Annotated in this window: 25 protein-coding genes; 22 read left to right on the top strand and 3 right to left on the bottom strand. The window is 40.5% G+C overall.

What is annotated here, in order from left to right; all coding sequences use genetic code 11:
- The first annotated feature begins 117 nt into the window (after positions 1–117).
- Together rpsN and queG are read left to right on the top strand one after the other, a co-directional pair.
- Positions 118–387, top strand: coding sequence for a 30S ribosomal protein S14 (gene rpsN / locus HED61_RS00655; RefSeq protein WP_003128701.1), 270 nt, complete (start codon positions 118–120; stop codon positions 385–387).
- 272 nt (positions 388–659) lie between these two features.
- A complete protein-coding gene (gene queG, locus HED61_RS00650; RefSeq protein ID WP_021149159.1) occupies positions 660–1,850 on the top strand; it encodes a tRNA epoxyqueuosine(34) reductase QueG in 1,191 nt (396 codons plus the stop codon).
- 222 nt (positions 1,851–2,072) lie between these two features.
- On the opposite strand, the gene HED61_RS00645 is transcribed toward queG, so the two are convergent.
- Positions 2,073–2,429, bottom strand: coding sequence for a hypothetical protein (locus tag HED61_RS00645; RefSeq protein ID WP_003128703.1), 357 nt, complete (start codon positions 2,427–2,429; stop codon positions 2,073–2,075).
- 171 nt (positions 2,430–2,600) lie between these two features.
- On the opposite strand from HED61_RS00645, the gene HED61_RS00640 reads away from it, so the two are divergent.
- The 13 genes from HED61_RS00640 (at position 2,601) to HED61_RS00580 (ending at position 14,294) form a co-directional block, all read left to right on the top strand.
- A complete protein-coding gene (locus HED61_RS00640) occupies positions 2,601–3,476 on the top strand; it encodes an SPFH domain-containing protein (RefSeq protein ID WP_003128704.1) in 876 nt (291 codons plus the stop codon).
- A 4-nt stretch (positions 3,477–3,480) separates the two neighbouring features.
- Positions 3,481–3,978 (top strand): LURP-one-related/scramblase family protein, encoded by a 498-nt coding sequence (locus tag HED61_RS00635; protein ID WP_219645445.1) that lies wholly within the window; start codon positions 3,481–3,483, stop codon positions 3,976–3,978.
- A gap of 39 nt (positions 3,979–4,017) precedes the next feature.
- Positions 4,018–4,887 carry a fructokinase ScrK gene (scrK, locus tag HED61_RS00630; RefSeq protein WP_103300371.1) on the top strand — a complete coding sequence of 290 codons (870 nt, stop codon included), beginning with the start codon at positions 4,018–4,020 and terminating at the stop codon, positions 4,885–4,887.
- A 103-nt stretch (positions 4,888–4,990) separates the two neighbouring features.
- On the top strand, positions 4,991–5,746 hold the full coding sequence (locus HED61_RS00625; RefSeq protein WP_103300376.1) for an alpha/beta fold hydrolase: 756 nt from the start codon (positions 4,991–4,993) through the stop codon (positions 5,744–5,746).
- A 120-nt stretch (positions 5,747–5,866) separates the two neighbouring features.
- Positions 5,867–6,820 (top strand): oxygen-dependent tRNA uridine(34) hydroxylase TrhO, encoded by a 954-nt coding sequence (gene trhO / locus HED61_RS00620; RefSeq protein WP_003128711.1) that lies wholly within the window; start codon positions 5,867–5,869, stop codon positions 6,818–6,820.
- A gap of 165 nt (positions 6,821–6,985) precedes the next feature.
- Positions 6,986–7,924: a 2-dehydropantoate 2-reductase gene (locus HED61_RS00615; protein ID WP_103300377.1), complete on the top strand. Its 939-nt coding sequence runs from the start codon at positions 6,986–6,988 to the stop codon at positions 7,922–7,924.
- Positions 7,925–8,262: 338 nt separating this feature from the next.
- Positions 8,263–9,732 (top strand): BglG family transcription antiterminator, encoded by a 1,470-nt coding sequence (locus HED61_RS00610; RefSeq protein ID WP_219645444.1) that lies wholly within the window; start codon positions 8,263–8,265, stop codon positions 9,730–9,732.
- Positions 9,733–9,735: 3 nt separating this feature from the next.
- Entirely contained in the window at positions 9,736–10,200 is a 465-nt protein-coding gene (locus HED61_RS00605) for a PTS sugar transporter subunit IIA (RefSeq protein WP_138371503.1), read from the top strand.
- Between the two features lie 24 nt (positions 10,201–10,224).
- Positions 10,225–11,109 (top strand): ketose-bisphosphate aldolase, encoded by an 885-nt coding sequence (locus tag HED61_RS00600; protein WP_219645443.1) that lies wholly within the window; start codon positions 10,225–10,227, stop codon positions 11,107–11,109.
- Between the two features lie 34 nt (positions 11,110–11,143).
- Positions 11,144–11,458 carry a PTS fructose transporter subunit IIB gene (locus HED61_RS00595; protein WP_138371505.1) on the top strand — a complete coding sequence of 105 codons (315 nt, stop codon included), beginning with the start codon at positions 11,144–11,146 and terminating at the stop codon, positions 11,456–11,458.
- A gap of 108 nt (positions 11,459–11,566) precedes the next feature.
- Positions 11,567–12,661: a PTS fructose transporter subunit IIC gene (locus HED61_RS00590; RefSeq protein ID WP_219645442.1), complete on the top strand. Its 1,095-nt coding sequence runs from the start codon at positions 11,567–11,569 to the stop codon at positions 12,659–12,661.
- A gap of 17 nt (positions 12,662–12,678) precedes the next feature.
- Positions 12,679–13,203, top strand: coding sequence for a D-lyxose/D-mannose family sugar isomerase (locus HED61_RS00585; RefSeq protein WP_138371507.1), 525 nt, complete (start codon positions 12,679–12,681; stop codon positions 13,201–13,203).
- A gap of 128 nt (positions 13,204–13,331) precedes the next feature.
- Positions 13,332–14,294, top strand: a complete 963-nt coding sequence (locus tag HED61_RS00580) for an aldose epimerase family protein (protein WP_219645441.1) — start codon at positions 13,332–13,334, stop codon at positions 14,292–14,294.
- Positions 14,295–14,475: 181 nt separating this feature from the next.
- On the opposite strand, the gene HED61_RS00575 is transcribed toward HED61_RS00580, so the two are convergent.
- The gene (locus HED61_RS00575) at positions 14,476–15,264 is read right to left on the bottom strand and encodes a PHP domain-containing protein (protein WP_219645440.1); all 789 of its coding nucleotides are present in this window, start codon (positions 15,262–15,264) and stop codon (positions 14,476–14,478) included.
- Between the two features lie 137 nt (positions 15,265–15,401).
- Here HED61_RS00575 and HED61_RS00570 point away from each other — a divergent pair, with 137 nt between their 5' ends.
- The 6 genes from HED61_RS00570 to HED61_RS00545 all read left to right on the top strand — a co-directional run bounded on the left by HED61_RS00570 (position 15,402) and on the right by HED61_RS00545 (position 21,112).
- Entirely contained in the window at positions 15,402–16,265 is an 864-nt protein-coding gene (locus HED61_RS00570; RefSeq protein WP_003128718.1) for a helix-turn-helix transcriptional regulator, read from the top strand.
- 263 nt (positions 16,266–16,528) lie between these two features.
- Positions 16,529–17,602, top strand: coding sequence for a Gfo/Idh/MocA family protein (locus HED61_RS00565; RefSeq protein WP_003128720.1), 1,074 nt, complete (start codon positions 16,529–16,531; stop codon positions 17,600–17,602).
- Positions 17,603–17,628: 26 nt separating this feature from the next.
- A complete protein-coding gene (locus tag HED61_RS00560; RefSeq protein ID WP_138371509.1) occupies positions 17,629–18,378 on the top strand; it encodes a sugar phosphate isomerase/epimerase family protein in 750 nt (249 codons plus the stop codon).
- Positions 18,375–19,094, top strand: coding sequence for a ThuA domain-containing protein (locus tag HED61_RS00555; RefSeq protein WP_003128724.1), 720 nt, complete (start codon positions 18,375–18,377; stop codon positions 19,092–19,094). Before HED61_RS00560 ends, HED61_RS00555 begins: the two co-directional genes overlap by 4 nt.
- Positions 19,091–20,059 carry a sugar phosphate isomerase/epimerase family protein gene (locus HED61_RS00550; protein WP_003128726.1) on the top strand — a complete coding sequence of 323 codons (969 nt, stop codon included), beginning with the start codon at positions 19,091–19,093 and terminating at the stop codon, positions 20,057–20,059. Before HED61_RS00555 ends, HED61_RS00550 begins: the two co-directional genes overlap by 4 nt.
- 15 nt (positions 20,060–20,074) lie before the next feature.
- The gene (locus HED61_RS00545; protein ID WP_138371512.1) at positions 20,075–21,112 is read left to right on the top strand and encodes a Gfo/Idh/MocA family protein; all 1,038 of its coding nucleotides are present in this window, start codon (positions 20,075–20,077) and stop codon (positions 21,110–21,112) included.
- Between the two features lie 124 nt (positions 21,113–21,236).
- Here HED61_RS00545 and HED61_RS00540 read toward each other — a convergent pair whose 3' ends face one another.
- Entirely contained in the window at positions 21,237–22,145 is a 909-nt protein-coding gene (locus HED61_RS00540; protein WP_003128730.1) for an ArsR/SmtB family transcription factor, read from the bottom strand.
- 246 nt (positions 22,146–22,391) lie between these two features.
- Between HED61_RS00540 and HED61_RS00535 the strand changes: the two genes are divergently transcribed.
- Positions 22,392–23,636: an extracellular solute-binding protein gene (locus HED61_RS00535; protein ID WP_103300384.1), complete on the top strand. Its 1,245-nt coding sequence runs from the start codon at positions 22,392–22,394 to the stop codon at positions 23,634–23,636.
- Positions 23,637–23,835: the final 199 nt, after the last annotated feature.

Genomic DNA, 23,835 nt, shown 5'->3' with positions numbered 1-23,835 from the left:
ATAATGCTCAAATAGTAATGATTTCGATTTGTTGTTTTTGAATCGAAAATGGAGGACTCTGCTAGCTGATTTCTTTTCTTTTTAGAATGATGGATAGAAAAAACAAAGGAGAAAATAATGGCCAAAAAATCAAAACAAGCAAAAGCAAAAAAACAAGCCGCAATGATCGAGCAATACGCAGAGATCCGTTACCAATTGAAACAAGCAAAAGATTACCAAGCTTTAGCAAAATTGCCTAAAGATTCTAATCCGAATCGCTTGAAGAATCGGGATATGACTGATGGTCGTCCACGGGGCTATATGCGTAAATTTGGTCTTTCACGGATCACTTTTCGACAATTGGCACATGAAGGCAAATTGCCAGGTGTAAAAAAAGCTAGTTGGTAAACGTTTAATAGGTGTAACAAAAATAATACAATCAAACGATCTCCCTTCTAGATAGCAAAGAAATGCGCTGTATGGAGGGATATTCAAGGAAAACTATCTGAATGTTGAGGCAGCTGATCTCCTAAAAAGACTGGGAGATAGACGCCGAGCGTTTAGGTAGTTTTTTGTTTGAATTTTTTGAGGGCAGCGATTCGACTAATCGGAAGTGGTCTCGTATAATAGAAAAAGCAAAGACGAAGGTTTGATGAACACATGTTGGATAGGAGTATATCATGTCTTTAAAAGAGAAAATCATCGCAGAAAGCAAGCGTTTAGGTATTGATAAAATCGGCTTTGCTTCTGCTGAACCGTTTTATGAATTAGAGTCCTCGTTGAGGGAGCAGCGCGCGAAAGGCCATACATCTGGTTTCGAACATCAAGTGATCGAAGAGCGGATATATCCAGAAAGAACCTTTGAAAATCCGCAAACAATCATTGCGATCGCTCTGGCATATCCGACAAAAATCAAAGAGAAAGTGCCGCGAGATGAGAAACGGGGGATGTTTGCCCGCGCCTCTTGGGGGATCGATTACCATGATATTCTACGTGATCGCTTAGAAAAATTGATCCAGTTTATCAAAGCGCAAGCAGAGAATCTGGAAGAAGCAGAAAACTGGCGGTTTGCCCCGCAAGTGGATACCGGTGAGCTGGTGGATGTGGCAGTTGCACAGCGTGCTGGTTTGGGGTTCATTGGCCGCAATGGCTTATTGATCACGGAAGAATTTGGTTCTTTTGTTTATTTAGGCGAGATCGTCACCAATATTTCCTTCGAAACAGATGAAGCGGTACCCTTTGGCTGTGGGGATTGTATGCGCTGTGTTACTGCCTGTCCCACAAAAGCGCTCTTAGGGGATGGGCGAATGAACGCACAGCGCTGCCTTTCCTATCAGACACAAACAAAAGGCATGATGCCTGAGGAATATCGTAAAAAGATGCATAATGTCATCTATGGCTGTGATATTTGTCAGTTGGTCTGTCCCTACAATCGAGGCAAGGATTTCCATTTTCATCAGGAAATGGAACCGGAAGTAGAAACCGTTTATCCTAAGTTGCAGCCAATGCTTTCTTTATCAAATAAAGCTTTTAAGAATCAGTTTGGGCATTTATCTGGTTCTTGGCGCGGGAAGAAACCATTGCAGCGTAATGCGATCATTGCCTTAGCAAATCTGGGAGATCGTACCGCATTGCCAGCCATCTGGCGGTGTGCGACAGAAGACGTCCGACCTGTCATTCGCGGAACAGCCTATTGGGCCATTGGACAATTAGGTATCAAAGAACCCGAACAATGGCTAGAACGCTTACAGCAGTGCGAAGAACTAGAACCGGAAGAAGAAGCACGCGTTGAACTACAAGCGGCGATCGAACGCTTAAAAACGATCGTGGCATCCCCCGGTGCAGATCGGAAAAACAAGTCAGTTGATTGATTGCGTGCTAGGCGGAACTCCATAAGCACGTGAGCAATCGTACAAAAAATGAAGCACGCGATTTTTGATAATAAAGAGCCGAGCAATGTTTAGAATACGTCAACTATGCCGCAAATGCGACATGACCTGAAAGGTCTGGAAGTATTCCGACATTGCTCGGCTATTGGTCGAATGGATGCTATTTTTAGGGGAAGATTTTTCACAGTAGTCTATTTTTTCAGCTTAATCCAGCACATCATCGCTTTCAACGATTTCTTCTGAGTCTAATTCAAAGTCTGGTGCTGGATGGACACGTTCCGGTAATTCCATCTCTAGTTCAGCTGTTTGTTGGTATTCGTTGTCGCTATCAGCAACGTCAATCAATATATCCGTTGGCAGTTCTTGATCGATTCGATAGCCTTGTGCATGGCGCGCATCGAGTAGTTCTAAGAGGTGCTGCCATTCATCTTTGGCAATCACCACGACATCGATTCCTTCTTGATTTTGAATTTCGACAACAGAAGATAGATCAGTCCCAACAGTCTGAATGATTTCTTCTAATGACCATTTTACGTTTTCTAATGAAATTTTTTGTGCCATTTGGATACCCCTTTCTTGTCAATTGACTCTCATTTCATTGTAGCGGGAATTTGGTTGATTGCAAAATAGTATGATCGCAGGTCTATGAAAGGGGTTAAAAAAATGAGAAGAAGAATTGAAGTCTTTTGTGAACAAAGGTAATATGGTATTAAAAGAAATGAGGGAGTAAAGATGAAAGAAAAACAAACGTTTCATGTTAACGGTTACTTAGCACTGATCGTCTTGATCGCCTTAATGATCGGCGGCGGCTATCTCTTTTATGATGGGATTGTCCGCAATGCGGTTTGGGAGTTAGTCATCAGTGTCGTGTTGTGGATCATCGCTATCTTGTTCATTAGTTCATTGACGATTGTGCAGCCGAATCAAGCGAAAGCGATTCTTTTCTTTGGTCAATATTTAGGTACCATCAAAGATAATGGACTCTTTGTGACTGTGCCGTTAACACAGAAAATCAATGTATCACTGAAAGTCCGTAACTTCAATAGCTCTTTATTGAAGGTCAATGATTCTGATGGCAATCCGATCGAAATCTCAGCAGTCGTCGTCTTTCGAGTCGTAGATACGGCCAAAGCATTGTTCGATGTCGACTACTACCAAGATTTTGTTGAGATCCAAAGTGAAACAGCGATTCGCCATATCGCTACCCAGTATCCTTATGACACTTTTAATGATGATGATTTGACTTTGCGAGGCAATACCAATGAAGTTTCTGAAGAACTGGCACAAGAACTGCAAGAGCGTTTAGCGGTAGCCGGTGTCGAGGTGATCGAGACGCGGTTGAATCACTTGGCGTATGCCACTGAGATCGCTAGTGCCATGTTGCAGCGTCAGCAAGCCAAAGCAATTTTATCGGCACGACAAATCATTGTTGAAGGAGCGGTCTCCATGACACAAATGGCCTTGGAACAGATCGAAGATGGCCAGGATATTAACTTTACTGACGATCGAAAAGTCCAATTGATCAACAATTTACTCGTATCGATCATTACTGACAAAGGCACTCAACCGGTGATCAATACAGGCGATGTGAAAGAAAAGGCGGTGTAATCAAATGAAAAAACTTTACATCAAGCAAAAAGTCTTCAGTATCGGTGAAAAATTTACTGTCATGGATGAGCAGCAAAAGCCACGCTATTTTGTCGAAGGGAGTTTCATGAAGATTCCTAAAAGCTTTGCGATTTATGATGAACGACAACAGCAAATCGGTGAAGTCACAAAGAAAGTGTTTAGTCTATTGCCCAAGTTTTTTGTTGAGGTACATGGAGAAGAAGCAATTGTTCTAGAAAAAGAATTCACGCTTTTCAAAGCGCGTTATTCCATCCATGCCCGAGGAATTGAAATTCAGGGGAATTGGTGGGACATGGACTTTGTCGTCAATCGACAGGGACGTCAAATTGCTGAGATTCATAAACGCTGGATCTCATGGGGGGATACCTATGAAGTAACGGTTTATGAGGAAGATCTGGAGGACTTGATTATTTGTCTCGTCATTGCCATCGATCGCGTAAAAGCCGATGATGGTGCAGCTGCGAGTTCTGCCAGTACTTAAACAGAAAATGAAAGCAACGATGGAAAAGGAGACGAAAAGATGTACGGATCGATAGAAGCAGGCGGTACAAAATTTGTTTGTGCGATTGGTGATGAAGAAATGGCCATTAAAGAACGGGTCAGTTTTCCCACCACCACACCAGAAGAAACAATGGCATTAGTGATCGATTTTTTCAAAAAGTATGAAGACCAGTTAGTAGGGATCGGTATTGGTTCCTTTGGTCCAATCGATATCCATCGAGATTCCGCAACGTATGGCTACATTACCTCCACACCCAAATTAGCTTGGCAGAATTTTGATTTTGTAGGTACGATGAAACAAGCCTTTCCTATCCCCATTGCTTGGACTACAGATGTCAATGCTGCAGCTTATGGGGAATATGTTTTCGGTAAAGGAAAAGGACTATCCAGTGTAGTTTATTATACGATCGGCACCGGTGTTGGCGGCGGTGCATTACAAGATGGCCGCTTTGTTGAGGGATTCAGTCATCCGGAGATGGGACATATGCTGGTAGTGCCTCATCCTGATGATTCATTCAAAGGCAGCTGTCCATTTCATGGCAACTGTCTCGAAGGGATGGCCGCAGGTCCAGCGATTGAAAAACGTTTAGGAAAGAAAGGACAGGAATTGTCTGAAGATGAGCCTTTCTGGAGCATCGAAGCTGAATATATCGCGCAATGCGCCTACAACACTACATTGATGCTTTCACCGGATGTCATTATTTTTGGTGGTGGCGTAATGAAGCAGCGTCACATGGTGGAAAAGGTTCATCAAGCTTTTGAACGATTGGTCAACGGCTATGTCAAAACACCAGCAGTTGCAGACTACATCGTGACACCTGAATTAGAAGACAATGCAGGAACATTAGGCTGTCTGGCACTAGCACGAGAAGCTGTGTTACATTCCTGATACATGTGATCACACCAAAACATTGGTGTGATTTTTTTGTGATTGAAGGGATTATTTGGCAGGTAAGAGCAGAATGCGTATACTTAAGCAGAGGTGGAAAGAGATGAAAATTGCAGTTCGTAAAAGAAAAATCGGGAATATCCCAGTATTGGAAGTCGTTCCAGAACATTTGATCTATGAACCGTTGCCGTTGATCATTTATTATCATGGTTGGCAAACGAGTAAAGAATTGGTACTGACGCAAGGTCGAAAACTAGCACGGGAAAACTTTCGTGTGATTTTACCTGATGCCGCCAATCATGGCGAACGAAAGACCCAACTATCCGAGATTCCTTCATTGATTTTCTGGCAAAGCATTCATACCAACTTATTTGAGTTTTCTTATTTGGTGGATTTCTTTGAAAATCTAGGCTTGGTAAATGGGCAAATCGCTGTAGGAGGCGTTTCAATGGGAGGGATGACGACTTGCGGCTTGCTATGCCAACATCCGGAGATCACCGCTGCTGCGTGTGTGATGGGCTCGCCATCGATGATCGGTTACCGTGAACGGATCCAGAAACATGCGGGTGCTGCAGGTTTCTTTGTCCCAGATGACTATCAGTTGCTGCTAGGATGGATCGAAGCTTATGATCTCCAGACGCAACCAGAAAAACTAGCTGGACGTCCATTGTTGTTCTGGCATGGGACGGAAGATGAGAAAATCCCTTACGACGATGTAGAAACCTTTGTGCAAGGGCATCCAGAAGCGAATCTGACATTTATCTCTCGCGAAGAACGACATTTAGTTCGTGGAGAGACCATGGATCAGGTAACGGCCTTTTTTGTTGAACAATTAGGAAAAAGCACTGATTCACTCTGACAACAAAAAACGACAGGTATCTAGGTAAGCAAAGGGATTGTGTGGTTATGTACAAGCATAAAATTCGTGTTCTTCATTTTTCTTTTTTATACTGTAGGGTGGAAAAAAGGAGGAATGACTGTGAACTATCGCGTTTTATTATTTTATAAATACACGACCATCGAAGATCCAGAAAGTTTTGCGAAAGAGCATTTAGCTTTTGGGAAAGAGATCGGTATCAAAGGTCGAATTCTTGTTGCGAAAGAAGGAATCAACGGAACGCTTTCTGGAACGATTGAAGCAACGGATGCCTATATGGAAAAAATGGAAGCGGACCCCCGTTTCAAAGGAATCTACTACAAAATCGATGAGGTGGAAGAACACGCCTTTAAAAAATTGTTTGTTCGGCCGCGAAAAGAATTGGTGTCATTGAACTTAGAAGATGATATCGATCCTTTAGAACTAACCGGAAAGTATCTAGAACCGAAAGATTTCAAAGAAGCGTTGTTGGATGAAAATACCGTAGTGATCGATGCGCGGAATGATTATGAATACGATCTTGGTCATTTTCGAGGTGCGGTCCGTCCCGATATCCGCAGTTTCCGTGAATTGCCTCAATGGATCATTGAGAACAAAGAGAAATTCATGGATAAAAAAGTGGTCACTTACTGCACAGGTGGGATTCGCTGCGAGAAATTCTCGGGCTGGTTGTTGCGAGAAGGATTCCAAGACGTAGCACAACTTCACGGGGGAATTTTTGCTTATGGCAATGATCCAGAAGTTCAAGGAGAGTTGTGGGACGGTAAGATGTATGTCTTTGATGAACGTATCAGTGTTGAGATCAATCATGTCGACAAGACCGTGATCGGTCGCGATTGGTTCGATGGCACACCATGTGAGCGTTACGTCAATTGTGCAAATCCAGAGTGCAATCGTCAGTTCCTCACTTCGGAAGAGAATCAAGCGGCACACTTAGGCGGCTGCTGCTATGAATGTGCCGCCAATGAAAACAATCGTTACGTCATTGAGCACAATATCTCTCAAGAAGAACAAGCAGCAGTTTTAGCACAACTAGCGTCTGAAGTGACGGTTTAAAAGATCCTGAAAAGGATCTTTTTTTGTTCTTTAATTATCTGAAAAATCAAACGATTCCAATTGATTTTTTTAACAAATTTCACTTTAAAAAAGGCAAGCCCCTCGCATATTTGTTTGATTTGGAGTAAACTATACCTAATTGTCAGATAGGAAAGAGGAATAGAGATGAAAATTGTTATTGCTGGTGCTGGTGCCATGGGCAGCCGATTTGCCATTAAATTAAAAAGAGGCGGCAACGATGTAACGTTGATCGATGGTTGGCCAGCGCATATCGAAGCGATCCGTACCAATGGACTACAAGCAAATTTGGATGGAGAAGAAATCACGGAATCGTTTCCGATTTATGCACAGTCTGAAGTAACGGCGGATGCGCCAGCGGATCTGATCATTGTTTTTACAAAAGCGATGCAATTAGACCAAATGATGCAAGACATTGCTTCACTAATCGGTGATCAAACAAGAGTACTTTGCTTACTTAATGGCATTGGACATGAAGATACAATTGAAAAATATGTCGCTACCGATAAAATTTTCTTAGGAAATACCCTATGGACAGCAGATTTGATTGGACCTGGGCAAGTTCGATTGTTTGGGGAAGGATCGGTTGAACTGCAAAACATTGGTGAAGGCAAAGAAGCAGCGGCCAAAGAACTGGCTGAGGTACTGACTGCTTCTGGATTGAATGCGTCATACTCTGAAAATATTCGCTATTCAATCTATCGTAAAGCCTGTGTCAATGGTACATTGAATGGTTTATGTTCAATTTTGGATGTCAACATTGCACAGTTTGGAAATACAGCCACTGCACGACAAATGGTGCAAACCATTGTTGGAGAATTCGCAGCTGTTGCGGCTCATGAATCGGTAGAACTAGATGTTCCAGAAGTCGTTGCCCATATTGAAAAAACCTATGATCCTGCAGGTATTGGCTTGCACTATCCTTCCATGTATCAAGATTTGATCAATAATCATCGTAAAACGGAGATCGATTACATCAACGGGGCTATTTCGCGTAAAGGTCGAAAATACAATGTTCCCACGCCTTATTGCGACTTCTTGACCCAATTGATCCATGCCAAAGAAGATGTGCTTGAAGCGAAGTAGTAGAAGCTATATGTTTTGGGTGTTTAAGGGTAACGGTATCCATAATAACTCATTGAATGAATCGAGACTTTTCTTTAATTTATAAATACTGGTGTATCTTTTTATAAGATTAGTTTGAGCTTGCTGAACAGATTGTTTGGCAAGCTTTTTTTGATCGCAAAACTATTCTTTTTAAAAAAAAGACCACGGTCTCCATACATTCTAATTCTCATATACAAGTTATGTCATTTAGGAGCTATAGTACAATTATATTAAGCTTTGATTGTCCATAGATAAGGACATAGATTGAAATGTAACCGCCTACTTTGATGATAAATTATAGATGTGAGGTGAGTGAGATGGTTTTTAGTTCGAGTGAAAATGAGTTGATTCATTCGTTGAATTACGAGAAGTTCATCGCAGCAAAAGAACTCTCAGAGAAGCTGTTTGTGTCTAATAAAACAGTTTATCGGCGCGTGAAGAGGATCAATGATATCTCAGAAAAAGAATTTGGCGAATCATTCATTATTGCTGAGACAGGAAAGGGATACAGGCTGAATAAGCGCATGATGAATATTTCTATTCATCCTATTATCGATTATCAAGAAGAGAATATGCTGAACACTCTTATGCTGACACTATTGTTTAAACACCCCAAGAAAATTGATCGCGATCATTTTAAACTGGCGTATGTCAGTGAAAGTACCACTGAACGATTTATAAAAAAGATAGCTCACACGTTCAAACAGTATGACCTTCTCTTTCATATCAATCAGGATTTTGCTTGGCTCACTGGATCAGAAAATAGTATCCGTAAAGCAATCAATCAGCTGATAATTGATTTAAACAAAGTAAATGCTCTGGGAGAAATAGGGATCAAAGTGAACGAAATAGATAAGTTTTTTATCGATAAACAATTAATGATCTTAGAAGGAGCGATTGGGGAGACAATCAATTATCCCTATGATATTACTTTTTTTACTCATCTTTATATGGTTCTTAAACGGTATCGTGAAGGAAATGTTTCTTATTTGGATGATCAAGAACCACTTGAATTAAGTGAGCAACAATTGATGGATGCAAATAAGGTATTAAAAAATGTCTCGAAAGAGATAAAAAAGAACTTAGAATGCTATTTAAATATTGGTTTAAGTGAGATCGAACAGTATTTTATTTTTGAAAATATTTATTCTATTCGAATTCAAGCACGTGAAAGCAGTAATCTTGATAAAACACTGGGCAGCTTGATCACACAACAATTGATCACGCAATTTTTTAATTTAAGCGATGTTCGTCTACTACCTTCCTGCCGTACGCTACACGAAAATTTATTGCAACATATCTTGCCTATGTTGAGTCGTTTAAGAAGCGGTATCATTATCGAGAATAGTCTCCTTAATGAAGAAAAAATTGAGTATAAAGAAACTTTTGACAAACTCATGAAAATCGTTGAACGAATAAACAATGATTTGATGTTCGACACAAAAATAAATGAAGAAGAGGTTGGATACCTAACTTTATATTTTGAAAAATACAAGTTAAACAAGGAACACCAACGAAATATCCTTCTAGTTTGTTCTTCGGGAGTGGGGACATCGGAATTATTAAAAGCACGATTGAAAAATTACTTTCCTAATCTAAATGTTGTTGCAACTATGAGTCAACGACAAGTCCAACAGAATAAAGACTTTCTAAACGAAAATATTGATTTGATCCTATCAACTTTGAAAAAGCCGATTGAAAAAGTCGATATACCTGTGTTAACGATAAGTCCTTTATTGACTGAGCATCAAATTCAAAAATTAAAATACATGCTAAAGGAGATGTAGCGAGTGGATAAAACAATAGCATTGGAAAAAATTATAAGAAAGGAACTTATCAAAATTAATTCCTTAGCAACTAATAAAAACGATCTGCTAAAAGAGATGGTCGATATCCTTTACAATAATGATTTTATTATCAGCAAGGAGGAGTTTTTATCCGATGTATATCTCAGAGAAGAAGAAGGGGAGACTGGGATTGGACAAGGTATTGCCATCCCTCATGGGAAATCCAAAGGCGTAAAAACGACAACACTTGCAGTAGCAACACTCAAGAAGCCAATTGAGTGGGAATCTCTCGACGATGAAAAGGTTAAAGTTGTCATTATGTTCGCAGTTAAAGATTCCGATGTAAATACAACCCATATTTTGTTGCTACAACAAGTCGCCATCATGCTTGCTGATGATCAATTTTTAGACAACCTAAAACATGCGTCATCACCAGAAGAAATTTATCAGTTAATCACTGAAAAATAATAAAAAGAAAGTAGGAATGAAGATATGTTAGTATCTGGAAAAGAAATTTTAGGAGTGGCAAAAGAAAAGGGGTTTGCAGTACCAGCCTTTAATGCTGGCTCAGGGCAATTGCTAAATGCTGTAATGGAAGCATGTGAAGAAACACAATCTCCTGTAATGATTGCTATTCATCCTGACGAGTTGAGCTTTTTGACAGATAGTTTTGTCAGCCAGGTGAAGTTTTTGGCAAATCATAGTCAACTGCCGGTTTGTATTCATCTAGACCATGGCGGCAGTTATGAGCAAGTGATTCATGCGATCCAATTAGGGTTTACTTCGGTAATGATTGATGCCTCACATTTACCATATGAAGAAAACGTTTCGATTTCTAAGAAAGTTGCAGAAACGGCACATGCAGTCGGCGTTTCTGTGGAAGCGGAACTTGGTACGATAGGCGATACAGGAAATACTGTTGAAGGCGGCGTCAGTGAAGTGATTTACACAGACCCTAAAGTTGCTCAAGACTTCATTGACAAGACTGGAGTTGATAGTTTAGCAGTAGCTATTGGAACGGCTCATGGAATCTACCCTAAAGATGTGGAACCTAAATTAAGACTGGATATTCTTGAAGAGATTGAGCGGATAACAGATATTCCTTTGGTGCTACATGGGGGATCCTCGAATCCTGACGAAGAAATCAGTAAAGCTGTAACAATGGGGGTAAACAAAATAAATATCTCTTCCGATATCAAAATTGTTTTCGCAAATAAATTAAGAGAAGTATTAAATGCCGGAAATACAGAGATCAGGGAACCTAATGTGTTATTTCCGTCTTGTATGGCAGAAACGAAGAAAGTAGCGATTGCAAAAATAAAACTTTTTAACTCTGAGAATAAGGCACAATACTATGGACTAAAAGGAAGAAATTAGTAATTTTCTATTCGATACTAAAGGAGGAACCAAAATGAAAATCGTTGGTATTGCAGCCTGTACAGCAGGTATCGCCCATACTTATATTGCAAAAGAGAAGTTGATGAAAGCTGCTACTGCACGGGGACATGAAATCAGTATCGAAACGCAAGGATTAGCTGGAACCCAAGATGTCTTAACGAAGGAAAGTATTGAAGAGGCGGATATCGTTGTTATCGCAGCAGATATCAAAGTAAATGGCAGGGAACGTTTCAAAGGGAAAAAAGTAGTTGATGTTCCAACAGGATTGGTCGTGAAGTCACCATCAAAATTAGTCGAAAAATTTGAAGAAATACAAGTAAAAGTATAGCCATCAACAGTTTGTGACAGAGTTTAGTAAGGAAAACTACTTTCAAACATTTTCTATGCATATTTACTAGATTCTGTCACGGTTACTAAAATTAGGAGGATGCGAAAAATGACACTGATAAAAGAAGTTGGATTCAAAAAACATTTGATGACCGCCATTTCGTTTTTTTTACCAATTGTTGTTGCTGCAGGTTTTCTTTTGGCTATAGGGAATATGATGGGCGGAGAGACCATCGAAGATTTTAAAGGAACGTGGACATTTGCTGATGCTATGACAACTATGGGAGGATATGGCCTAGGGCTACTTCCGATGATCGTTTCAACCGCTATTGCGTATTCTATTGCAGATAAGCCAGGGATTGCTCCTGGATTGATTATTGGGATGGTTGCTAATGGTACGGGTACGGGGTTCTTGGGAGGAATTGTTTCTGGCTACTTTTCGGGAGTAATCGTATTACTAATGATTCATTATATTCACGTTCCTGCATGGATGCAGGGCCTGATGCCAACTTTGGTTATCCCTTTTGTTAGTTCATTTATTGCCGGAGTGATTATGTACTATATAGTAGGGACACCTATTATATGGGTAACAGAATCATTGACCAATTATTTGAGAGGATTAGACACAAACTCTTTGTTTCTTTATGGGGCAATCATAGGTATCTTAGCTTCGATTGATTATGGAGGCGCTATCAACAAAGTTGTTTTTGCGTTTGTTTTTGCACTTTTTTCTGAAGGGATCTATGAACCAATCACAGTACTTATTCTTGCTTCTATGGTAACTCCATTTGGGTTGACGATGGCCTTTTTTATTGGGAAAGTCATTAGAAAAAATATTTTCACGAATCAAGAAAAAGAAGCGCTAAAAACGGCGTTCCCCATGGGAATCTGTCAAATTACAGAAGGATGTTTTCCAATTGTTTTAAATGATTTAGTAAAAAATGTTATTGCAACAGGGATCGGTGGAGCAATCGGTGGCGGATTGAGCATGCTTTGGGGAGCCGATAGCCATATTCCAGCTTCAGGTATGTTTGCTATTCCTACTATGACTCGTCCGTGGGCATTTATCGGTGCTTTGTTTATCGGTTCTTTAGCCACTGCGCTTACTATTATAGTCTTGAAAAAAGCTGTTGATCCCAATGCAGAAATAGTTATTGAAGAAAAAGAAGAAGACATCTCTTGGGACGAGCTAAAAATCAGTTGAAGGTGGGATTGAAGGGGATGGATTATAAAAAGAAAGTAAAAAGTTTTTTCGAAAATATACCTATTGCTTTTACCAAAGAAGAATTAGAACAAATCGAGTATGCCGATTTTGGTTTAAACAATATTGCAGAAGAAGGATTGAATTTGATTGTCTATATTAATAATGAGAGATACTGTGCTAAAGAGATGGTTCTGCTACCTTTTCAAACTTGTCCAGAACATCTTCATCCTTCGATCGGAAGCAAGAAAGGGAAACAAGAAACATTTCGATGTCGAAGTGGGAAAGTCTATCTATATGTAGAAGGAACTGGAGAAAAAGGAAAGATAAGCAGTCAGATTCCTCGAAAGACGGAAAATTTTTATACAGTTTTTAATGAAATCGAGTTGCTACCAGGCCAACAATATACGATTGATCCCGACACGAAACATTGGTTTCAAGCTTCAAGTGAAGGTGCAGTTATTTCAGAATTTTCTTCTCCTAGTGACGATGCTAGCGATATTTTTACAAATCCACATATCCAACGTTTACCAACAAATTTCTGACGAGAACTAGTGAGAACTAATCAAACGATTCAAATAATCGTTAATAAAAACGATAAGTTTGTCATATTTGAATGCTGATATGTGGTCTAAGCTTTTATGAAGATGAACAATGTTTTTGGGAGGGGGATATGAAACGTTATACGTTAGAAAATCATGAAATACAAATTGAATTCTTAGCTATGGGAGGCTGTATTACTAAGATTATAAACAAAAAGACTAAAACGAATTATGTCCTCTCCTATGATGATTTATGGCATTATTGCACTAATCCATATTTTTTTGGTGCGATCATTGGAAGGAATGCAGGAAGAACATTTCCTGCTTATTATCTATCTCATAAGAAAGATTCAATTCTTTTAGATAAAAATGAAAAAGGTAATCATTTACATGGAGGAGCCGCTGGATTTCATCTTAGAGAGTTTCGAATTTTCAAGAAGAATCTTACGACCTATGAACTTAGATTAGATAACGATTCCGGACCCTATGAGAGAATGGCGATAAAAATCAGTTATCGTATAGAAAAAAATGTTTTCACCATAGAAATTGAAGGAGAAGCAGAAGTTCCAACAGTATGTAATTTGACTAATCATGCTTACTTTAACCTAGATAGAGAAAAGAGAACAATAGAGAATCACTTACTGAAGATGGCGGATGCAAAACTCCAACTTATCGATGAACAGTTCATTCCTACAGGAGAATATATTGATTTTCAAAGTTGTACGCGCTATCAAAAATTTGATTTTACAACTGAGAAGAGGATTGGGGAAGCTTTTGATTCAGAAGAGGATTTATCCAAGATTTGTAGTGGGGGCATAGATCTAGGGTATTGTTTCAAAAAAAGAAATCAGCACCCATTGATTTCTCTGTCGAATCGTGCCCGAACTAACTGGTTGCATATTCGTTCAAATCAAGAATGTGCTGTGATTTATACACTAAATAAAATAGCTGAGCAGAATTTGGTTTCTGGATCACCAGTACAAAAACATCAAGGCATTACATTCGAGATGCAAAGAAGGCCTAATTATGTTCATGAACTGGCGGACTATTTAGACAAAAATTATTATTCGATTACGGAGTACATCATTGAGTAGAACGAGTTTTTCCAGTGAAGAGCAGTTTTTATGTTAGGATAAAAGCAAACTAAAAAGACAATCCACATTGCCGTTTTGCGAAATTTTTCGAGAGCGGTAATGTGGATTGTTTGTATATAGTAGATAGTTTTACTTGTTTCTTTCATATCCGTTTTTTCTGATAAGCTTGCTATATCCTCCCTCAACCTTCAGGCAAATCTGCCATGTATCTTTCGGTTCCTTGAAAGACGGCCAATTGTTCTACACCGAAGGAGCGCAGCATCTGGCTCATTTCGGCAAATAACAAGCGATAATCACTGGACTTATGAGCATCTGAACCTAGTGTAAAGAGTTTGCCCCCCATACTTTGATAGAGTGGGATCGCATATTCGTAAAGTGATGCATTTTGATAAGGACCAAAGCTTTTGGCATTGACTTCAAAAGCTAGCTCGCGAGCGACGACTTTCTTGAAAATAACTGTCAGTTCTTTTTCGAAATGCTGTGCAAGTTTTTCTGCTGTAAAGTCGAAGCGCCGCAACCCGTAGTCAAAATGGGTCAGGATATGTCCGTCAGAAAAAGTATCTAAAACTGTGGCCATCTGATCAAAATAAGACTTGACGACGGTAAGTTTGTCTTTCTCCAATACGGCATCATCCATATAGTCAAAGGAACCGTTTTGATGGATGCTGACTAACTTCAGGTCATAAGGATGCTGATCCAGATAGTCGCGTATTTGTGTTTCTTGCCCAGGAACGACACCGATTTCGATCCCTTTCAAAAGTTTCGTTGCTGTTTGTTCCTGTAAAGTCTGATGGCATTGTTGAAGCTGTTCATAATCGGGAATATCATCGCGATAATTTGAATAAGGGTTCTTGAGATCAAAGTGGTCAGTCGCCACAAAAAATTCCGGTTGAAAAGCTAAATAATTTTCGAAGCGTTCTTCTGAATCAAAAGATAAAAAAGTATGCAAATGCTGATCGTAGTAATTCATAATAACCTCCTTTTTGTACAAGATACCATAAAAAGCGAGCAGCGACTATTTTTTCATAAAAAATCAGAAAAGCATTTCGTACAAAAACTCTTTGTTCTATAATGGATGAGAATGGAAGCAAAGGAGTAAATAGCAGTATGAGTATGTATCTTGAGATTCCAGAATTTGAAAGCGATTTTCGCTTTCGGACATTCCTTAATGATGGGCTGACGATCGTTTATCCCCATGTACATAAAGAAATCGAGCTGATTTATGCGAAACGAGGAAAAGTCAATATTGGGGTAGCTGATGAGATCATTGAGTTGGAAGAAGGCGAGCTGTACATTTTTGCCAGCGGTCAGCCGCACTATTTTTTGGCTTCTCCAGAGAGTGAGCGGTATGTGTATCAGTTTGATTTCGCGCTGTTTGATGAAACCATTTTGCGAGAAAAAGAACTTTCTTTAAAGACGCTTTTTGATGAGGGGGAACCCCACAGCAAGCATTGGCCAGTCAGTTTTACCGAAAAAATCACAGGATTGTTGATCGAACTCTACCAGTTAGAGGAAGAGCAAGTAGCTGGTAAACGCTATTTGACGATGGGATTTTTGTATCAGTTGATCGGCGAATGTTATCAAGGGTTGCCGCCACGTGCCAAAAAGATCGCTCCTTTGAAACGTTCTGCAGCTCAATACAAAGAAACGCTGCAACGTCTGGATGAAGTGTTTGAATATATTGAATCCCATTACCAAGATGTCTTAACGATGGAAGAAACAGCGAAGCATGTTGGCTTCAGTCCCCATTACTTTACCCGTTTTTTTAAGACGAATACTGGAAAAACATTCATGCAGTTTCTGACGGAATACCGGATTAATCAAGCCAAATTCATTTTGGCAAACGAGAAACTTCCAATGGCAGAAGTAGCGGAAAAAGCCGGATTTGCCAGTGTCAAAACGTTCCATCACGTGTTCAAAGAGACCGTAGGACAATCCCCATTGCAGTATCAGAAACAATTAAACAATTAAATAATTGAATACTTGATGAAAGCTAGATCAACGACCCAATCTTGTCAATCACTCGAACCCTTGAACAAGCGCAATTTTTAAGCGGTTGTTCACTGTTTGTTTGGGTGTTTTTATTTGGTGTGAAGGAGTCTTTGATTCGTTTTAGTGAGAGTTCCATAAGATAAATTTCGGGAATTTTTTAAGAGGAAATTGGGAAGAACCTGTCAAATCCTTTCGCTATAATGAATGAGTAGAAAATAATAAGCGTTTTCAGGAGGAAAGAGATGACAGTAAGAATTGGAATCATTGGTTGCGGTGGGATTGCGAATGGCAAACACATGCCGGCATTATCACAAGTAAAAGAAGCGGAAATGGTCGCATTTTGTGATTTGATCGTCGAACGAGCAGTGGAAGCTAAAACAGCTTTCGGTACAGAGGATGCCCAGGTATTCAGCGACTACAAAGAAATGTTAGCAGAAGCTGAATTAGATGTTGTGCATGTTTGTACACCAAATGCTTCTCACGCGGAATTGTCTATCGCAGCATTAGAAGCAGATTGCCATGTAATGTGCGAAAAACCAATGGCAAAAACGACAGAAGAAGCAAAAGCAATGATCGATGCCGCTAATCGAACAGGCAAAAAATTAACGATCGGTTATCAAAATCGTTTTAGAAAAGATTCCCGCTACTTGCACGAGGTTTGTGCGGAAGGACAATTAGGCAATATCTATTTTGGGAAAGCCCATGCCATCCGTCGTCGTGCCGTACCAACTTGGGGCGTCTTTCTAGACGAAGAAGCTCAAGGCGGCGGACCATTGATCGACATCGGTACGCATGCTCTTGATTTAACATTGTGGATGATGAATAACTACCAACCTAAATTTGTTGTCGGAAAAGCTTACCATGAATTATCTCAGACAAAGAATGCAGCGAACGCTTGGGGGTCATGGGATCCAGAGAAGTTTTCGGTAGAAGACTCTGCTTTTGGATTTGTCGTGATGGAAAATGGCGCAACGATTTTCTTGGAAGCTAGCTGGGCGTTGAACAGTTTAGATGTCAAAGAAGCAAAAACAACATTGATGGGCAGCAAAGCTGGCGCGGATATGAATAATGGCTTAACAATCAATGGCGAAGACCATAGTTTGTTGTATGAAAAAAATATTGAGTTGGAAACTGGTGGTGTCGACTTCTATGAAGGGGACGGCGAAACGCCTGAAATCTTGGAAGCACAATCTTGGATCAACGCCATCATCAATGACACAGAACCTGTGGTCAAGCCGGAAGAGGCAATGGTAGTTACTGAGATTTTAGAAGCGATCTACAAATCCTCAGCAACTGGCGAACCGGTCTACTTGTAAAAGCAGTCGCTAAAAAGGAGCAAAGCATGAAACCAAAAATCGGACTACAGTTATGGAGCATCCAAGAAGCGTGTAAAGAAGACTTGTTCCAAGCACTTGAAAGTGTCAAAAAAAGCGGGTATGACGGAGTCGAATTCGCGGGTTACTACGGTTATTCCGCAACAGAGGTCGCAAACGCGCTAAAAGAATACGACTTGGAAGTTGCTGCTTCTCATCTACCCTTTGAAACATTGCGGGATCATTTTGAAGCAACACTGGCCTATGAAAAAGCGATCGGGAATCACCGACTCGTGGTTCCATATGCTTCATTTGAGACATTCGCAGAATGGCAACAGTTTGCCCGAGAGTTTGCAGAAGTTGCTAAGAAAGCAGCTGCTCAGGGCTTTGAATGCTACTATCACAATCATGCCCATGAATTTACCGAGATTCCTAATAAATCAATGATTGAAGAATTGTTAGCTGAAAATCCAGCACTTAAATTAGAAGCAGATCTTTATTGGATCGCTTATTCCGGCACTGATGTTTTCACTTGGTTGAAAGAACATCAAGAGTCCGTTGGTCTTTTGCATATCAAAGATATGCAGGAAGAACCAAAAGAAAGCACAGAAATCAATAATGGCATTTTACCTATCAAGGACTATGTCACAGTTGCGCAACAATTCCAATTGCCTTGGTTGATCGTGGAACAAGAAGCGTTCCAAAAATACGCACCTTTAGAAGCGACGGCCATCGATTATTTGCAATTAAAAGCTATCGTTGAGGAGGTTTACCAATGATCCATGTCACTGTTTGGAATGAATTTAGACACGAAAAAACAGATGAAACCGTTCAGGCAATGTATCCCGAAGGAATCCACGGACAAATCGCTGCCTTTTTGCAAGCAGATGATTTTCAAGTTCGCACAGCAACCTTGGATGAACCAGAACACGGATTAACAAACGAAGTATTAGCTGATACCGATGTGCTCGTTTGGTGGGGGCATATGGCCCATGATGAAGTACAAGACGAAATCGTTCAGCGCGTTCAACAACGGGTGTTAGAAGGAATGGGTCTGATTGTCCTCCATTCTGGTCACTTCTCAAAAGTCTTCAAGAAATTGATGGGCACTTCCTGTGACTTGAAATGGCGCGTGGATGATCAGCATTGTCGAATTTGGAATATCAACCCGAGTCATCCAATCGTAGAAGGTGTCGGCGAATTTATTGAACTTGAGAAAGAAGAAATGTATGGGGAACACTTTGACATCCCAACTCCAGACGAATTGATCTTTGTTAGCTGGTTCCCAGGAGGCGAAGTCTTCCGCAGCGGCTGCACCTTCCGTCGTGGCAATGGCAAGATTTTTTATTTCCAACCTGGGCATGAGACGTTTCCGAGTTATTACAACGAAAAAGTACAAAAAGTTATCAAAAACGCGGCACGTTGGTGCGCACCAACAGAAAATACGTACCCAACGTACGGCCATTATCAAGCCAATGAGGAGGTAGGCAAATGAAGTTAGGAGTATTTACGCCATTATTCAATCATTTAACTTTTGAAGAAATGATCACAGAAGTTGCAGAAAAAGGATTGCAGACAGTTGAGATCGGTACAGGAGGTTCTCCAGGCAATGCCCACTTGGATATCGATAAGTTGCTTGCTAGTGAAGCAGACCGGAAAGAATATTTAGCTAAATTAGCCGACAAAGGACTAGAAATCTCGGCGTTAAGCTGTCACAACAATCCCATTTCGCCTTTAAAAAATGAAGCGCAGGAAGCAGATGAATTATTACGCAAAACGATCAAGCTGGCCAGTTTGATGAATGTCCCTGTCGTCAATGGATTCTCTGGTGTTTCGGGAGGAAATGCAACAGACACGCAAGTCAACTGGCCTGTTCTGCCATGGCCAACGGAATACGATGATAATTACAACTATCAATGGGAGCAAAAGCTGATCCCTTATTGGAAAGAAATCAATACCGAGGCAGAAGCTGCTGGTGTAAAAATCGGTATTGAGCTGCATGGCGGATTCTTGGCTCATACGCCTTATACGATGTTAAAACTTCGCGACGCTGCAGGTAAAGCAATTGGTTGTAACCTTGATCCAAGCCATTTGTGGTGGCAAGGGATCGATCCAGTGGCAGCAGTCAAGATTTTAGGTGAAGCAGATGCGATTCATCATTTTCATGCCAAAGATACGTATCTTGATCAAGATAATATCAACATGCATGGGTTGACAGACATGCAGCCATACAGCAATGTCAAAACAAGAGCTTGGACTTTCCGCTCTGTTGGCTGCGGGCACAGCTTGCAAGTTTGGTCGGACATCATTTCCGCATTGCGGATCTATGGGTATGATTATGTCTTGAGTATCGAGCATGAAGATCCAATCATGTCTGTTGATGAAGGATTGAACCGAGCAATCACTAATTTGAAATCGATTATGATCAAAGAAGAACCATCCGCAATGTGGTGGGTGTAACGAGGAGTATAGAAAATGAGTGCAATCAATTTTGTTGTCATCGGTTATGGCGGTATGGGTGCTTACCATGTGCACAACATCCTGCCGAATGAAAATGAACGGATCCATATTGTGGGAACCTATGATATTTCGGAAGAAAGACAAGCTATTTCACAAGAAAAAGGGCATAAAATCTATAAAAGTTATGAAGAAGTCTTAGCAGATGAAACCATTGAAGCAGTGCTGATCGCAACGCCGAATGATTTGCATAAGGATTTGTCGATCGCAGCCCTCAGAGCGGGTAAGCATGTTGTATGTGAGAAACCTGTTGCTTTAAACACTGCTGAACTAGACGAAATCGTTGCTGTGGCCAAAGAAACAGGCAATACATTTATGGTCCATCAAAACCGTCGCTGGGATCCAGACTTTCTGATCGTTCGCGATTTATATCGTAATAGGCAGATCGGTGATCTTTTCCAAATCGAATCACGGGTCCAAGGTGCAAATGGCATCCCAGGTGATTGGCGCCATGTGAAAAAACAAGGAGGCGGCATGGTATTAGACTGGGGCGTTCACTTGTTGGATCAAATACTTTGGTTAGTGGACAGTCCAGTGAAAGATGTGAAAGCTGACTTAAGCTATATTCTGGGAGAAGAAGTCGACGATGGATTCTTTGCTTTGATCACATTTGAAAATGGTGTCAAAGCAATCGTGGAAGTTGGGACCTCCAATTACACCCAGTTGCCTCGCTGGTACATTAAGGGGATTGAAGGAACTGCTACGATCCAAGATTGGGCATTGAATGGTGAGATGGTTCGGGCAACTGGCCGCGAAGATGTTGCCGCACCTAAACCTGTCCAAGCAGGTGTTGGATTAACGAAAACAATGGCACCGCCATCTGAATTGGCTGCAGAATCAATCCCATTCCCAGAAGCGAAAGCCGATTTTGATCCTTTCTACAAGAATTTTTATCATGTAGTCCGTCACGGTGCTGAACCAATTGTCAAAAATGAAGAAGTTCGCAACGTCATGGAATTGATCGAACGAATCTTTGCCGTAGCCAGCGCAAAATAAGAGCAATCAAGACACAGAAAAACGAATCCCGCCATAGCAAATGATCCCTGTTAAATCTTGCAGTCAAAGGAGAGTTAACAGAGATCATCAAGTGATGCAGGTGATTGTTTGCCTGTGTCTTTTTTTATTCCGAAATATAAAAATTGAAAAGCAGATCCTGCGGGTAATTTCCCCAACGATCGCCAAAAATAGTTAGACCGCCTGCGTTTTCTGCGGTTGCCGGTGCTGCAATTTTGAATGTAAAGAAATCACTGTGATCCAAATCGATCTCGCTTAAGTTATGGTCGGTCAGTTTTTCTCCGTCGATCGAAGTATCAAAACGGTTGATCCGCAGATGTTTCAACAAGCCGTATTGACTGAACTCATCGATCCACCATTGAGGGGTCAATGCCCCCCGTACATCTGAAAAGTTTCCTGGAACAGTATAGGTTCCTAAACAGACATCGTTGATATAGAAAGAAATATCACTCGGCCAATAATTATTGGAAATAGGGAATTCAGAAGCAATCTCCATGCTGATTTCCAGCATTTCGATTTTTTCCCCATTTTTTAGCGGTTTCGGAATTTTGTACTCTAAGAATCCATTGTTTAACCAAATAATACTGGCATCTACTCGTTCTTGTGCCAAAAAGGATTTAGGATCATCCAATGCGCCGATCAGACGATCTTTTGTAGCCATTCCACAAGAAGCTTCGGCTCTAAAATCAGTGAAGTGACCAATTTTCACAGGTAATGAAGTCAAATTCATTTCTGGAAATACTTTTTCGGGGAAGTTGATGTTGATGAAATCAGTCTTTAAAGCTAGAAACTTCTTTTTCCAATCTTTTCCCGTTCCTTTTTCTAATCTGATCAATTGTGCCTGCTCTAATTTTTTGATGTGCTTGGTCATGAGTGCGTTGCTGATTGCCAGTTTTTCCCCAATCTCACTGATGCTTTTTCTTTCCCCGCCTAACTCTCTCAAAATTGCCAAACGCGTCTCATTGGCTAAAGCTTCATAAACCGGTAAAGAAGTTTTCTCTAAATTTAATTCCATTCTATTCACCTCGTTATACTTTTTAGTTAATCGATTGCGCAGGTTTATTATAACATAACTTGATGATTTTACACTATAGTTAAACGATATAAATATTTTATTTTAGTTGTTAAATAGCTGTTGACAGCGCTTTATTTTGATGTTAATTTAACGGTGTAAACAGTTTGGTTTTTACTGTTGTTGAAAAAAGTAAAGTGAGTCGGAATATCGTTTTACAAATAAGTTAAATAATAGGAGCGTGGAAAAATGAAATTTAGTAAAGCAGCTATGGTAGTAGGGGCGACGTTGCTGTGTGGCATCGTATTGTCAGCATGTGGAAGTGGCGGAGGCAACTCAAGCAAGAGTTCTGAAATTTTGTTATGGTCATCCACAACTGGACCAGATGGGGAGAAAATCAAAAAGACGATTGACGAATACAATGCGACGGATCCGGATTTCAAAGTGAAATTAGTGAGTATGCAAGGGGATACCTTCACCTCAAAACTAACTACAGCAGGTAAATCGGGGAAAGGTGTACCAGATTTGGCTTTAGTCGCTTCAGAAGCACTTCCCACCTATAAGAACCAAGAGATGCTGGATTCTTGGGATGACATGATCAAAGGTACAGAGCTAGATCGCAGCAATTATGTTGAAGCAGCTTGGGATACCGGTACTCTTGAGGACAGCCAGTATGGGATCCCAGCCACCATGGGGTCGTGGGTCATGTATTACAACAAAGATCTGGTAGACAAATACATTCCTGGAGCATTAGATGATGGCATCGTGACTTATGAAGAAATAAATCAGGCAGGTGAAAAAGCAAAAGCAGATGGCGTTTATAGCTTTGGTTATACCTGGGGGATGCAGAATTATTCCAATCTATATCAGCAAATGGGCGGACAATGGCAAGATCAAGATGGCAAGATCAATATCGATAATGAGTATTCGTATAACACGGTACAGGAATTCAAAAATTTATATGATGCGGGCTATATGGTGCCAGATGGGGAAGATGCCAATAAACTTTTTGCGAATCAACAGCTGATCTTCTTGCCAGAAGGAACGTGGATGTTGAGCAATATGGAAGAAATCAGTGACTTTGAGTGGGGAGAAACCTTTACACCGCAATGGGATGCGGAAAATATCGTTCAAGGATCGGGAGTTGATCAGTTTGCGATGTTTAAGACAAAAGAAGAACGGTCTGATGAAAAGAAAGAGGGAATGGTGGATTTCTTGACTTGGTTGCAGGCAAACCAGTTAGAATGGGTGAAATCTGGCGCCAATCCAACTTCACTAGCGATGCTTGACAATGAGGAATATGTCAAGATGCCGCAATCTTTCTTGTTGAAAACAGAAAAAGGACAGGCGGCGATCTCTGTGAATGCAGTCGATGGATTGTCTTACATTTTTGATGAATACGATAATCGTTCTTGGGACATGATCACTGGAAAAGCCGATATTAAAGATACCTTTGGTGAAATCCAAAAAGTCGTGGAAGAGAAAATGAAATAATCGCAGGGTCTGTGACAAAAGCTGAAGGCAAAGAAGATAGTGCTCAGACATGTCGAGAAGGCACATACCAAAAGAGGACTCATATAAGATTTCTCAAAGAGTGGCCTTTTGATCTGGTTAGCTTGGCAACTTACACGAAAGAGCATCTTCCATGCAGAAGTGGTTTTTGTCACAGTCTTTTTCTAGTCGATTTTATCAA

The organism is Enterococcus gallinarum (assembly GCF_021496385.1).
In the GTDB taxonomy this organism is placed as follows: Bacteria; Bacillota; Bacilli; order Lactobacillales; family Enterococcaceae; genus Enterococcus_D; species Enterococcus_D gallinarum.
This window is presented reverse-complemented; position numbering and strand designations above follow the sequence as displayed.

Excerpts from the sequence above, each read along its gene's own strand:
- scrK (WP_103300371.1), top strand. The coding sequence starts at position 4,018 with ATGTACGGATCGATAGAAGCAGGCGGTACAAAATTTGTTTGTGCGATT.
- HED61_RS00550 (WP_003128726.1), top strand. The coding sequence starts at position 19,091 with ATGAAGTTAGGAGTATTTACGCCATTATTCAATCATTTAACTTTTGAA.
- HED61_RS00545 (WP_138371512.1), top strand. The coding sequence starts at position 20,075 with ATGAGTGCAATCAATTTTGTTGTCATCGGTTATGGCGGTATGGGTGCT.
- HED61_RS00560 (WP_138371509.1), top strand. The coding sequence starts at position 17,629 with ATGAAACCAAAAATCGGACTACAGTTATGGAGCATCCAAGAAGCGTGT.
- HED61_RS00555 (WP_003128724.1), top strand. The coding sequence starts at position 18,375 with ATGATCCATGTCACTGTTTGGAATGAATTTAGACACGAAAAAACAGAT.
- HED61_RS00565 (WP_003128720.1), top strand. The coding sequence starts at position 16,529 with ATGACAGTAAGAATTGGAATCATTGGTTGCGGTGGGATTGCGAATGGC.
- HED61_RS00635 (WP_219645445.1), top strand. The coding sequence starts at position 3,481 with ATGAAAAAACTTTACATCAAGCAAAAAGTCTTCAGTATCGGTGAAAAA.
- HED61_RS00610 (WP_219645444.1), top strand. The coding sequence starts at position 8,263 with ATGGTTTTTAGTTCGAGTGAAAATGAGTTGATTCATTCGTTGAATTAC.
- HED61_RS00600 (WP_219645443.1), top strand. The coding sequence starts at position 10,225 with ATGTTAGTATCTGGAAAAGAAATTTTAGGAGTGGCAAAAGAAAAGGGG.
- HED61_RS00645 (WP_003128703.1), bottom strand. The coding sequence starts at position 2,429 with ATGGCACAAAAAATTTCATTAGAAAACGTAAAATGGTCATTAGAAGAA.
- HED61_RS00595 (WP_138371505.1), top strand. The coding sequence starts at position 11,144 with ATGAAAATCGTTGGTATTGCAGCCTGTACAGCAGGTATCGCCCATACT.
- HED61_RS00535 (WP_103300384.1), top strand. The coding sequence starts at position 22,392 with ATGAAATTTAGTAAAGCAGCTATGGTAGTAGGGGCGACGTTGCTGTGT.
- HED61_RS00575 (WP_219645440.1), bottom strand. The coding sequence starts at position 15,264 with ATGAATTACTACGATCAGCATTTGCATACTTTTTTATCTTTTGATTCA.
- queG (WP_021149159.1), top strand. The coding sequence starts at position 660 with ATGTCTTTAAAAGAGAAAATCATCGCAGAAAGCAAGCGTTTAGGTATT.
- HED61_RS00590 (WP_219645442.1), top strand. The coding sequence starts at position 11,567 with ATGACACTGATAAAAGAAGTTGGATTCAAAAAACATTTGATGACCGCC.
- HED61_RS00580 (WP_219645441.1), top strand. The coding sequence starts at position 13,332 with ATGAAACGTTATACGTTAGAAAATCATGAAATACAAATTGAATTCTTA.
- HED61_RS00570 (WP_003128718.1), top strand. The coding sequence starts at position 15,402 with ATGAGTATGTATCTTGAGATTCCAGAATTTGAAAGCGATTTTCGCTTT.
- HED61_RS00540 (WP_003128730.1), bottom strand. The coding sequence starts at position 22,145 with ATGGAATTAAATTTAGAGAAAACTTCTTTACCGGTTTATGAAGCTTTA.
- HED61_RS00615 (WP_103300377.1), top strand. The coding sequence starts at position 6,986 with ATGAAAATTGTTATTGCTGGTGCTGGTGCCATGGGCAGCCGATTTGCC.
- HED61_RS00640 (WP_003128704.1), top strand. The coding sequence starts at position 2,601 with ATGAAAGAAAAACAAACGTTTCATGTTAACGGTTACTTAGCACTGATC.
- rpsN (WP_003128701.1), top strand. The coding sequence starts at position 118 with ATGGCCAAAAAATCAAAACAAGCAAAAGCAAAAAAACAAGCCGCAATG.
- HED61_RS00625 (WP_103300376.1), top strand. The coding sequence starts at position 4,991 with ATGAAAATTGCAGTTCGTAAAAGAAAAATCGGGAATATCCCAGTATTG.
- HED61_RS00585 (WP_138371507.1), top strand. The coding sequence starts at position 12,679 with ATGGATTATAAAAAGAAAGTAAAAAGTTTTTTCGAAAATATACCTATT.